A 12463-nucleotide genomic window follows, 5' to 3' on the forward strand; every position below is an offset into this window, starting at 1 on the left:
ATTCTCCAAAAAAAGTTGTGAAAGAGCCCAACTATTCACTAATATTCATAAACAATATTTATATTTGCACGTATTTCCATTTCTCCACCCGAAATTGGAATGGATTCAATAGTATCAAAAGAAGTTCCACCTAACGATGCCTTTTGAAGGCCTGCATAATTAATCGGAGACGGAATATAGGACCCAGCTTCAGTAATCATTGAAGGAATAGATAATTTTATTCCATACATACTTGCAATATTTTCTGCTTTGATTTTTCCATCGTTCACAGCACCTTTTAGTGCCTCCAAGTACTTCTCCGTTTTTTTGGCTTCACTTAATCCAAAAGCGATATTATTGACCTCATTAACCCCCTCTTTTACAGTCATATCAATGATATTTCCTATTTTTTGAAAATCATTAATTGTCACTTTGAGGTTATTTGTAACCTCATACCCTAAAAGTTTTTGTTCTCTTTTTGTTTCTACATTTATCCATTCATATCTTGGCTGAATACGGTAATCGACTGTACGAATATCCTTATCTTGAATACCCATTTTTTTCAATTGATCCATCACTTTGTTCATATTTTCTTTATTAATCTCTTGTGCTTTTTTTGCATCAACATCAAGTGTGTTAACAGCTATATCAATATAAGCTATATCAGGAGCTACTTTTACGGTATATGCACCGCTTACACTGATTGTCCTTTTTGTAAAATTCCCTTCATTTGCATAAGCGGTATTGCTCTCCGAAAATGCGTAAGAAGCAAAAGTTAAAAAGGATACGAATAAAAAAAGCACTGTTTTCTTAATTTTATGTTTCACCATAGATCGTCCTCCCTTTGCAATTTTTTTGCCAAATCAATTAAAAAAGGCTCTGCTTCTTCTAGCATAGCCACGGATGATTGCACAATTAAATACTTAACCTTATTATACCAATTAACTCCATACTTAAATGTGAAAGTTATGTGCTTTTTAGGGAATTTTCTGTTGTAATTCCTGACTATCGACAAGTGACAGCATGCACTTGCGTTGATTATTCTCTTCACTTGAACAACGATGTTTTATATGAAGCTTTCTTGTTTCCCTATATCACGATGGGAGGCTAATGCGTATTAGATTCCCATTAAAATTTCTGAGATTAGAAAAATGTGAAACCATAGAGGGGGGTAATTCCCGGAGTCTAAGGATGAACAGGAATATGGCAATCACAGCAGACCATTTCTTTTATTCTTCAAAAAAATACGGCCATGCCCAGGGCGGAACCCGCACTCCTTGTCCGCAAAAATGAAAAATGCGGCCATGCCAAGGGTGGAACACATACTCGCTGTCCGCACCGCAATGTTGGAAAGCCAGTTTCGGTCCTCCTGCTATGCCTACTGCACAATACACCTCTTTTATTCACTACAAAAAATAATGCCATAACCAAGCAAGCAGAGGAAAACTTCTAATTCCTCTGCTTGTTCCGTTCTTATATCCTCTCCACGTTTTAACATAATCCAAAAATTAACAAACTAAATAACCTCAGATCGTCGGGCTGCCAGTAATGTGCAGGTATTTAATTTACACCACCGCCATTGATAATTGTGATTCAATCCACTATTCCGCTGCCATAGCTTCAGCTTTAGTCCTGTGAACAGTTCCATATGGATGATGCGGAGGTGCATAAATGGAGTAAAGCTTTAGAGGGACATTGCCGGCATTAATGACATTATGCCATGTTCCGGCTGGTACCATGATGGCCGAATCTTTTCTCACTTGTTTTTCAAAGGTTAGATTGTTTTTATTATTTCCCATTCGAACAACCCCACGACCTTGTTCAATACGGAGAAATTGATCGTTATTAGGATGAACCTCCAAGCCTATATCACCCCCAACATCAATGCTCATTAACGTTACTTGCAAATGAGGACCCGTCCATATGGCGGTGCGATAGGTGTTGTTTTCTTTTGCAGCATCATTAATATTAACAACATAAGGATGTGGTCCATGATCCTTTACTTTTCCATTTAGTGATTGTAAAAAAGCCATTCGGTTCAGGTGCTCCAATTCATCTTGTGAAATAGCTCCTTCAGACCAGCCCCCACTATAATACACGGGATTATTAAAATAATATGGATATTGATATTGTAGTGAGTACTGGCACATGCATGGTGCATAGTACATGTAAATCAATCCCTTCACAGTTTTACGAGATATCCTATGCACTATGCTGGATTAGGGTACTTTAAGTTACTTTTTTTGTCTTGGTTTAACATTCCATCAGTTTTATAATTGAACTAAGCACTGTTCCGAGAGAAGGGGGTATTTTTTTGAAGGTTTATGCATTAGTTGGGGAAAGTGGTACCGGAAAAAGTACAAGTGTTTTACATTTCTGCGACGAACACAACATTCCAGCGATTATCGATGATGGGATTTTAATTGTAAATGGGAAGAAAATTGCGGGAACTTCCGCTAAGTATGAAAATAATTATATAAAAGCAGTTAAGCGGGCCACTTTCTTTTATGATGATCACCGCGAGGAAGTTGCGAATGTGATCCGCATGACTGCTTTAGACAAAATTTTAATTGTTGGAACCTCCGTAAAAATGGTTAACTTAATCGCAGATAAATTGAAGTTGGGGAAAATCGATACATATATTGATGTATCTGAAATTCGTACTAGCAAGGAAATTAATATGGCTCGCTACATGCGGAACACACAAGGGAAGCACGTAATTCCGATTCCGTATATGCAAGTAGAGCACAATAGATTAAAAAAGATCCTCCAAAAAGGAAAAAAGCTTTTCTCAAAACAAGCGAAATATATTGGGGAAGAAACGATTATTCAGCCTCATTTTACAAAAGGAACGATTACGATAAATGAGGATGTGTATAAGGAAATCATCACACACACTTGCAAGAAAATAAAGTACGTTAAGAACGCAAAAATTCTCGACTACGATTTCACCACTTTTCAAAGCGTAACGATTGAAATTGAACTGAACTGCCCCCTTGAACAGAATATCGTTGAACTTTTGAAAAAAGTCCAACAAAAAGTGAATGAAGCCATGTTCTCTTATTTTAAAATTGAAATGTATGCTGTTCATATTCGGTTAGCAGCCATTTCTCCCGATCGATAACTATGCAAAAAGGGCATCCTATTGGTGCCCTTTTCCCTTAAAATTTGGTTTTCTTTTTTCAACGAAAGAACGGACTCCTTCTGGAAAATCAACAGGGTCAACACTTTCACTAAGTCCTGTTTCCCATGGAATAGAAACGGTTGGATTATTAAAAGATACGGCCCTTTTGACCGCTAAAACAGATGCCGAAGATTGCTCGATAATCTTTTTTCCCAACCGAATGGCATAGTGGTTCACATCCGTATCATCGTCCAATAAATAATTAATTAGCCCTAAATCATAGCATTCCTGCGGTTTTAAGAGCCTGCCTGTATAGACAAGGTCCATTGTCCTACTTTTTCCAATTAAATCGGCAATTCTTTTCGCAAACGCTTGATTTATTGTAATTCCTAATCTTCCAACCGGAAAGCCCATTAATGTATTGGTTGTGCCAATGCGAATATCACAGGCTAAGGCAAGCTGAAAGCCAGCTCCCATGGCAGGTCCATTGATAACCCCAATCGTTGGCAACGGAATTCTCTCAAATGTAGAAATCGCTTCCTCCATCATTCGAAAAGCATCATTCGCTTCATCAATCGATAATTCATTAAATTGTTTCAAGTCCGAGCCTGAAGAAAAAAGCTTCTTCCTTCCTCGTAAAATCACAACTTTATTCTTTGGATTTTGTGTGATGCGCTTACCAACCGCTTTCAGGTCGACCCACATTCTATTTGTTAAAGCATTTTTCAACTCCGGTCTATTAATCGTAACAATGGCAAAACCGCCGCTTTCTTGTAGTGAAATATTACCATCGTTTTCGGTATTTTTGATTGTAACCCTCACACTGATCCCTCTCCTATCTGGATATTTTTAACGTGTATGTATATTAGTTCTATCTTAATATTAACAGAAATAGGAAAGGGAATCTCTATAAATAAGTATTTCTTTACGAATGACTAGGTATCACTTTGGTTGCATAAATCCCTCCAAATCTATACAAACTAAATATAATTTTCCTTTAGGATTATGCTGATGGAGGCAATAAATTTGCATAAGTCTATTTTAAAGACAATTGAAGAAAAAATAGAAACCATTCTGGATGAACTGAAAAATTGCAATGATCTTTATGTACGTAGATTTAGAACTATTTCCGGTCAAAATGGCGCTCTTCTTTTTATACAAGGCATTTCGGACGAAAAAGAAATTAATGAAAATATCTTTCCACAAATACTTAGAATAGGAAAGGAAGAAAAAATTACTGAAGCCTTTCTTCTAGAAACCTTCCCATATTGCCAATTAAAAACATCTTCAACTAAAAATGAAATCATTGATGGAATTCTTACAGGGAACATTGTGATTGTATTTGAAAAGCTTGATACCTTTTGTTTATTAAATGCAGAGAAAAAGCCGGACCGCAGCCCTGAATCTCCTATTATTGAAACAACAATTAAGGGTACGAAGGAAGGATTCGTAGATTCATCTAGTGTTAATGTTTCGATCATACGAAAATACTTAAAAAGTCCAAAACTCCAAATTCAAGATATGAAAATCGGTTCTTTATCACAAACAAAGGTAACCGTGCTTTTTATTGATGGAATTGTAAATCAGGATGTACTGGAAGAGGTTAGACAAAGGCTTACTTCTATTGAGACAGATAAAATGATTTCTGCCAGTGAACTTGAACAATGGACGGAAGATAATATGTGGTCTATATTCCCGCTTGTCCGCTTATCAGACCGTCCTGATGTAGCAGTAGAATCGCTTAATTCCGGTAAGGTCATCTTATTTGTAGATAACTCTCCGTTGGCCTTACTTGTGCCCTTTACCTTTTTCGAGAGTTTGCAGAACATGGATGATTATTATGAAAAATGGTACGTCGGTTCGATGGTACGGATTGTTCGACTTATCGCCATGTTGATAAGTATTTTTCTTCCATCACTTTATGTAGCATTAATTCATTTTAATCCCGAGCTGATCCCGTCGGATTTGCTTGTAGCAATAGCGCATACCCGTGTAAAGGTTCCTTTTCCAGCGATATGGGAGCTTTTATTAATGGAACTTATGATTGAAATTTTTAGAGAAGCCGGTGTCCGTTTACCAAAACCTTTAGGGCAAACCGTTGGTATTGTCGGCGGAATTGTAATTGGAGAGGCAGCTGTTCAAGCAAATATAGTTGGTCCGATCACATTAATCGTCGTTGGAATTACAGCGATGGCCTCCTTTAGTACACCACATTATTCAATGGCCTTTAGTTTTCGGCTTCTTCGTTTGTTGCTTATTATCGGGGCCGGATTCTTTGGATTATTCGGGTTAATTTTAGGCTTTAGTTTCGTACTTTTGCATTTAAGTAGCCTGAAAAGCTTTGGTGTTCCTTATCTTGTACCATTTGCACCAACAAAATTTCGGAACTGGATTGACCTCTTCATTTTATTTCCAATTCGTTATCGAACAATGAGGCCAACTTATTTAGCAGATAAGAAAAAACAAAGAAAATGGAAGCCATTAAAAAGAGGATAGGGGCAGACATGGTAAAGAAAACCTTCACTTTCTCAAAAAATCAAATTTTTTGGCTTATTATGGCAAGTTCTCCAATAGGATTATCCACCTTACCAAGAGAAATCAATCAATATACCGGACAAAGCGGATGGTTATTTATTATTTTGTCCTTAGCTATAATAATTCTTTTTACAAGGATATTCCTAATCCTGCCTGAACGATACCCTGGCTGCTCCTTATTGAACATTTTGGAAAACATCATCGGAAAGTGGTTAGGTCGGTTATTATTTGTTGCTCTTATTGCAATTTCAATTATTTTAACTGGATTAGGCATGCGCTTATTGTCGGATGGAATCATTGTTCATATTTTATTCCATACTCCAGGGTGGAGTATCATTTTGTCCGAACTATTAATTGTCATGTATGCTGCAACAAAAAAAGAAGAGACATTGGCCCGATTCAATGAATTGATTCAGCCTTTGCTTATCTTAACACTGTTTACAATTTTTTTGCTTGTCATTAATAAAGCTAACTTTTCTGATTTAAAGCCTATCGTCGCAAAAGGAATCATCTTTGATAAAGGATTATTTACATCCCTTTATTCTTATTTAATTAGCTGGGTCTTCCTCTTCTTTTTGCCGTTAATGCCCAATTTTGACATACTTAAAAAAGGAGTTTTTCAAGGTTTAGTTTTCTTAACTATTACTGTTGGATTGTTATTTATCATGGCTATTTCCTTATTTGGGCCAGTAGAAATTAACTACATTGAATATCCAAGTATTGATATGGCCCGATTAGTTGAAATTCCGATATTAGAACGGATAGAAATTGTATTTTTAACTAGTTGGATTCTATACGGTTTTTCACTTAATCATCTCACACTTCTATCAGCTTCTGTTGGATTTAAAACATTGTTTTCAAAAACTCCGTTTAGCAGATGGGTCATTTTTGTGGGAGTAATCGTATTTTTAGTAGCAATCTATCCAAATGATATCGAACATACCAGCCATCTTGCCAGGGTTATACAATTAGTAGTTACTGTCATACTTTTTTTTATTTTTCCATTGATTGTTCTGATTGATACCGTAAAAAGGAAGGTGAAACAAAATTAAGAGGCTATTTTTCTTTATAATGATGACCTTTTTATTAAGCGGTTGTTGGGATTTCCAACGAATGCGAGACAGGATGTTTATTTCCGGAATCGCTGTAGACAAAGAGGATGATGGGTACATAGTTGGAGTTGAAAGCCTAAACTTGCATAGCGGAGGCGGCGCCGGTCAACAACAAGGTAATGAAAACGAATCAAAAGTCACAATCGAAAAAGTGAATTACCAGTCTATAGAAATACCGCTTCACTCTTTGCAAACGAAGGTGAATGGTGATCCATTTTACTCCAATATTCAAGTTTTGATTATCGGGAAAAGGCAGGCAGAGGATGGAATCTCCGGAATCATTAGCCACTTTCTAAGGGATCCAGATATGAGAAGAACAACTCCTGTCGTGTTTTCGGATAATCCTATTGATTTAATGAAAGTAAAACAAAAGGATCAGCGTTTTGTCTCAGAATATATTAAAGAGCTGATAAAATTAACGGAGGAAACAGGTAGAACAATCACTACAGATATCGGGTCCATTTCTAGGGCCATCCATGAAAATAATATCGAATTCATCCCCAATATTAAAATTCAAAAAAATAAACATGAAATTGAGGTTAATGGAACATCTCTTTTAAAAAAAGGAAAAATAGTAGGTAGCTTAAATGAACATGAAACTACCATCGTAGCCTATCTTAAAGAAAACACTGAATCGGGAAGTTTACATATGGATTGCCCACAATCAGGAAATGGCTCTGTCAGTATGGATATGATTCATACATCTTCTTCCTTAAAACCTAGGGTGGAGAATGGAGCTCTAATCATCGGGGGGCATTTGAAGGCTAAAGGCTATTTAGCTGAATACACTTGTGGCAATGGCAGTATTCAGGGGAAAACTACATTACATAAATTAGAAAATGAGTTTACCGAAATATTAAAAAAGGATGTTTACGAAAAATTAGCAACGATATACAAAAGAACAGGTGAAGATGTATTAAATCTTCAAAGTATATTTGAAAAAGATCAGCCGAAAATGTGGGAAAAAATTAAACCTGAATTTGCTGACATGGTTAAATCTCCGATCATTGATATAAATGTATCTGTTGATCTAATATTAAAAGGAACTGAATCGTGACAGTTCCCTGTTACGATAGGTAACGAGGAACTGTCCATTCATTAAATCGTTGTTCTAGTTAATCATTATACTTTAAATTTAGAAACTAATTCTTGAAGATCTTGAGCTAACTTGCTTAACGCTTCACTGGAAGCACTGATCTCCTCCATTGATGCTAATTGTTCTTCTGACGATGCAGCCACATTTTGTGATTCTTCTGAAGCGGCTTTAGCTATATGTGCCAACTCTTCAACAGAAGCAGTAACCTCTTCAGTATTTGCAGAAATTTGTACAGTTGTAGCTGATACTTCTTGGATTTGAACATCAACTTGTCTGACAGCATTCATTACAAGGTTGAAGGCTTCTCTGGTCTTCTGAATGACAGTCTTACCTAAATCAACTTCTTTACTATTTCCATCCATCTCTTTATTAGCTATTTCTGTATCAGTTTGAATCTCTTCAATTAATGTAACGATTTGGTTGGCCGAAGTCCGCGATTGTTCTGCCAACTTTCTAACTTCATCGGCTACCACAGAAAAGCCTTTTCCATGTTCTCCTGCCCGCGCTGCTTCAATGGCAGCATTTAAAGAAAGCAAATTTGTTTGTTCAGCAATATTGGTAATGATATCAATTATATTACTAATTTCTTTTGATCGCTCACTCAATTTCCTTATAGCTACTGTTGTAGCCTTTGTTCCTTTTTCGATGGAGTCCATCTGATGAATTGCCGCTTGCAGTGATTGATATCCTTGTTCAGATAAGGACTTCGTTTCATTGATAGAATCCTTGACTACACTTGAAGATTCAGCAATCCGTTGGATGCCACCTGAAACTTCTTCCATCGCAATAGCACTTTGCTGTGAACTTGCAACCTGGATTTCACTCCCATTTGCTACTTCTTGAATAGCCGCTGAAATTTGTTCTGTTGCTCTCGTTGCTTGTTCACTTGTTGCCTGTAATTGCTCAGATGAAGCTGCTACATGTTCGGCACTAGTATTAATCTGTTGGATGACCTCCCGAAGTTTGTGTGCCATATCATTAAATGCATGAGCCAAATCACCAATTTCGTCTTTAGTATTTATTTCGATAATCTCTGTTAAGTCACCGTTGCTAACTGTAACAGCTTGTTCTTTTAACATTCTAATTGGTTTAATGATAGACCTAACGATAAAATAGATGATTACACTTCCCACTATCAAAGCTAAGACTATAACTAAAACTGTGTTTTTGAAAATAGGAGCGGCCGCATCATTAATTTCTTCTGAATAAAATGTTCCAACTATTTTCCAGCCAGTTAAATCATTAGTTACATAACTCATCTTTTTCTCTTTACCTTCATAATTATAACTAAATGATCCTTTTTCTTGGCTATAAACCATGTCAAAAAATGACTCTTTAGCTTCAGTCCCCCAATTTAAGGTCGGGTGAGCTATATACTTCCTGTCTCGATCTAACAGAGCCGCATATCCCTTATCACCAATCTTTACTTGATTCGTTATATCTTGGATTGAATCTAATAAAATATCAATTCCAATTACACCAGAATTATCTTTACTCGCACGTGAAATAGTGACAACCATTTTCCCTGTACTTGCCGAAACATATGGTGGCGAAATAATCGTTTCACCTTTTTTCTCCATTGATTCCTTATACCAATCTCTAGCTCTTGGATCATAGCCATCCGGCATTTTTATGTACGGTTCCCGAATAAATAACCCTGTAGTTGTTCCTATATATACACTTTGTATTTCGGGATGTAATTTTACAAATCCAGAAAACTTCCCCCTTAATTCAGGGCTACTTTCACCATTATACAAATCTAATGTAATTTCTTGATAAAAAATATCAATGTTCTGTAATTTAGGTTCTATGGCATTATTGATAGAGGTATTTAATAGATTAATATTTTCATCAATTCCGTCCATTATTTCATGTTCAACTGCATTCTTAGCAGTTGAATAGGCAAATATACCAATACTTAAAGCTGGTATTATTAATATTATTGAAAACGCGATAATAAGTTTTTTCCTAATTGTATTAAATTTACCAAAACTATTTTTCATCAAAACTCCCTCTTCTTGATTTTTTTATTATTTAAATTATACACTTATTTTAGGATAATTTTATAGGTATATCTTAATAATGTATTATTAAGTTTTGCTTATAAAAAAAAGACCTAATGGCCTCTTTTCAAAAAATAGATTAAGGTTTTAATACAACCTTTATACAATTATCTTCCTTATTATTAAAGATTTCATATCCATGAGCGGCTTCCGCTAAAGGCATTTTGTGCGTAATGATTTTTGTTGGATCAATGTCTCCACTTTTAATTTTGTCGTACAAGAACGGCATGTAATGCCGCGCAGGTGCTTGCCCCATTTTTATTGTTATGTTTCGTGTGAAAAAGGGACCTAATGGGAACATATTGTATAAACCACCATATACTCCTGTAATTTGCAGCGTTCCCCCTTTCCGGACAGCTTTTGTTGCGATTTGGATCGGACCCAAAGTTCCACCTTGAAGCTTTAACTTCTGTTCGACCCACTCTAGGGGAGATTTTTTACCATCCATCCCAACACAATCAATGACGACATCTGCTCCACCCTTTGTTAGCTCCTTTAAGGTTTCACCCATATCTTCATACTCAGTGAAATTAAAAATTTCAGTCTTATTCATCTTTTTGGAGTGTTCAAGCCGATTACTGATGTAATCTACAGCAATTACACGCTCCGCTCCCTTTGCCCAAGCAAACTGTTGGGCCATTAAGCCAATAGGACCGCAGCCTAATATAATAACAGTATCGCCTTTTTTTACCCCTGCATTATCAACACTCCAATAAGCAGTTGGAAGGACATCAGATAAAAAAAGGAGCGATTCATCCTCTAATTCACAATCTTTTGGAATAACAAAAGGAGTATAATTCCCAAAAGGGACTCTTAAATATTCAGCTTGTCCTCCAGGATAATCACCGAATTTTTCAGAATACCCAAAGTACCCACCTGAATCATAATGTGGATTAGAATTGTCACACTGACTTTCTAAATCATGCTGGCAGAAATGGCATTTACCACATGCTACAGTGAAAGGAATAACAACACGATCGCCTTTCTTCACTTCCGTAACATCAGGCCCCACCTCCTCAACGATCCCCATCGGTTCATGTCCGATAACATAGCCGATCGGTAACGGGAAATTCCCTTGATACAGATGGAGATCTGATCCACATATTGCTGTTGAAGTCACCTTAATAATGACATCCTCGCGGTCCTGTATTTTTGGTTCCTCAACGTCCTTTACAGCAACTTCATTTTTACCTTGGTATGTAACAGCCTTCATGATAGCCCCCTTGGGTTTTAAAAATTATCATTAACGGCTTTATTCTTTGTAAATGATAACTTATTTATTCTAAAATGGGACACAGGGTCGGGAACTATGTCCCTTCTTATCTAATAGAAATGCTTCAATTTCCTGTAAAGTCGGCAAGGCACTGATTCCACCTTTTTTCATAGTAGTCAAGGCACCGCAGGCATTCGCAAATGTTAGCAATTCATGGGCATGTTCTTCAACAAAGGTCTTAAGATTTGATTTACTAACTTCATTTTTTAATAAAATAGATAAAAAAGCACCGATGAATGCATCCCCAGCACCTGTTGTATCTACTACATTTACTTTGAATCCGCGATTATCAAACTCGGAATCTCTTGTTAATACCAAAGCACCTTTTGCTCCTTGGGTATAAACGATCACCTTGACATCACCTTGAAACAATGATCGTAAAGCTTCTTTTTCATCAGTAATACCTGTTATAAACTCCAACTCATCATCAGATATCTTCACAATATGGGACAATGGAATAAATTCCAAGATGGTTTCGCGGCAATCCTGAGCATCATCCCACAAAGGCAGTCGTACATTGGGGTCAAAGCTAATAATACCTTGCTTTGATTTCACAATTTCAATTGCTTTTTGATGGGCATATTTCATCGGAGACTCAACAAGATCAACAGAACAAAAATGAAGATAGTCGCCTTTATTGAAGATATTTTCATCCAATTCATCCGCTTCTAAAAGCAAATCAGCAGATGGATTTCGATAGAAAGAAAAATCCCGATCACCATTATTTTTAAGGGAAACAAATGCTAAGGCCGTATTTGCTTCGTCTGTTCGAAGGATATAATCTGTATTAACTCCAGACTGAACAAGCTTTTCCACTAAAAAGTCGCCAAAAGCATCATTGCCTAATTTCGAAATCATTAATGATTTCTGACCAAATTTGGCAGCGGTAGCTGCGACATTGGCCGGTGCACCACCTGGAGTTCTTTCAAAGGATAATACATCCTTCAATGGGACCCCCTTTTCACAAGGGATAAAATCAATTAATACTTCACCAATACAAAAAAGTTTGCCCATTTTGTCACCTCAAAATTACATTGGTTCTACCCGGTTCCTATACAGTCATTTTGTCTACAAAATTTCCTGCACTCTTCCAACCTGCCCACCTTCCAGCATTACTTTAATTCCATGGGGATGTGTAGGGCTATTCGTAAGCAATTTGGCTACTGTTCCCTCTGTAAGCTTTCCCGTTTTCTGGTCTGCTTTTAGAATTATTTTGACCTGTGCTCCTATTTTTATATCTGCTCTATTTTTACCATTCATAATTATCCTTCCTTTCACTTC

At 36.6% G+C, this 12463-nt stretch carries 11 protein-coding genes; 4 read left to right on the forward strand and 7 right to left on the reverse strand.

Translation table 11 applies throughout. From position 1 onward, the window contains the following. Window positions 1-38: 38 nt before the first annotated feature. Both P9E47_RS05520 and P9E47_RS05525 read right to left on the reverse strand, forming a co-directional pair. Window positions 39-809 (reverse strand): SIMPL domain-containing protein, encoded by a 771-nt coding sequence (locus tag P9E47_RS05520; protein WP_326162785.1) that lies wholly within the window; start codon window positions 807-809, stop codon window positions 39-41. Between the two features lie 771 nt (window positions 810-1580). Beyond that, the gene (locus P9E47_RS05525; protein WP_326162786.1) at window positions 1581-2147 is read right to left on the reverse strand and encodes a cupin domain-containing protein; all 567 of its coding nucleotides are present in this window, start codon (window positions 2145-2147) and stop codon (window positions 1581-1583) included. A gap of 146 nt (window positions 2148-2293) precedes the next feature. On the opposite strand from P9E47_RS05525, the gene P9E47_RS05530 reads away from it, so the two are divergent. Then, complete coding sequence (locus P9E47_RS05530) at window positions 2294-3103, forward strand: hypothetical protein (protein ID WP_003333205.1); 810 nt, start codon at window positions 2294-2296, stop codon at window positions 3101-3103. An 18-nt stretch (window positions 3104-3121) separates the two neighbouring features. Here P9E47_RS05530 and P9E47_RS05535 read toward each other — a convergent pair whose 3' ends face one another. Continuing rightward, window positions 3122-3925 (reverse strand): enoyl-CoA hydratase/isomerase family protein, encoded by an 804-nt coding sequence (locus P9E47_RS05535; RefSeq protein WP_003333204.1) that lies wholly within the window; start codon window positions 3923-3925, stop codon window positions 3122-3124. Window positions 3926-4129: 204 nt separating this feature from the next. Here P9E47_RS05535 and P9E47_RS05540 point away from each other — a divergent pair, with 204 nt between their 5' ends. From P9E47_RS05540 to P9E47_RS05550, 3 genes are read left to right on the forward strand one after another with little or no spacing between them, the layout of a single operon-like run. Beyond that, complete coding sequence (locus P9E47_RS05540) at window positions 4130-5599, forward strand: spore germination protein (RefSeq protein ID WP_003333203.1); 1470 nt, start codon at window positions 4130-4132, stop codon at window positions 5597-5599. A gap of 8 nt (window positions 5600-5607) precedes the next feature. Then, entirely contained in the window at window positions 5608-6690 is a 1083-nt protein-coding gene (locus tag P9E47_RS05545) for a GerAB/ArcD/ProY family transporter (protein WP_326162787.1), read from the forward strand. Between the two features lie 22 nt (window positions 6691-6712). Continuing rightward, window positions 6713-7807 (forward strand): Ger(x)C family spore germination protein, encoded by a 1095-nt coding sequence (locus P9E47_RS05550; RefSeq protein ID WP_326162872.1) that lies wholly within the window; start codon window positions 6713-6715, stop codon window positions 7805-7807. A 65-nt stretch (window positions 7808-7872) separates the two neighbouring features. Here P9E47_RS05550 and P9E47_RS05555 read toward each other — a convergent pair whose 3' ends face one another. From P9E47_RS05555 to P9E47_RS05570, 4 genes are all read right to left on the reverse strand, one after another. Then, window positions 7873-9849, reverse strand: a complete 1977-nt coding sequence (locus P9E47_RS05555; protein ID WP_326162788.1) for a methyl-accepting chemotaxis protein — start codon at window positions 9847-9849, stop codon at window positions 7873-7875. Between the two features lie 139 nt (window positions 9850-9988). Next, window positions 9989-11122: a zinc-dependent alcohol dehydrogenase gene (locus P9E47_RS05560; RefSeq protein ID WP_003333197.1), complete on the reverse strand. Its 1134-nt coding sequence runs from the start codon at window positions 11120-11122 to the stop codon at window positions 9989-9991. 69 nt (window positions 11123-11191) lie between these two features. Continuing rightward, window positions 11192-12196: a carbohydrate kinase family protein gene (locus P9E47_RS05565; protein WP_003333196.1), complete on the reverse strand. Its 1005-nt coding sequence runs from the start codon at window positions 12194-12196 to the stop codon at window positions 11192-11194. Window positions 12197-12250: 54 nt separating this feature from the next. Next, window positions 12251-12442 carry a YwbE family protein gene (locus P9E47_RS05570; RefSeq protein ID WP_003333195.1) on the reverse strand — a complete coding sequence of 64 codons (192 nt, stop codon included), beginning with the start codon at window positions 12440-12442 and terminating at the stop codon, window positions 12251-12253. Window positions 12443-12463: the final 21 nt, after the last annotated feature.

Origin of the sequence: Schinkia azotoformans, assembly GCF_035811335.1 — a bacterium.
Taxonomy (GTDB): domain Bacteria; phylum Bacillota; class Bacilli; order Bacillales; family Bacillaceae_J; genus Schinkia; species Schinkia azotoformans.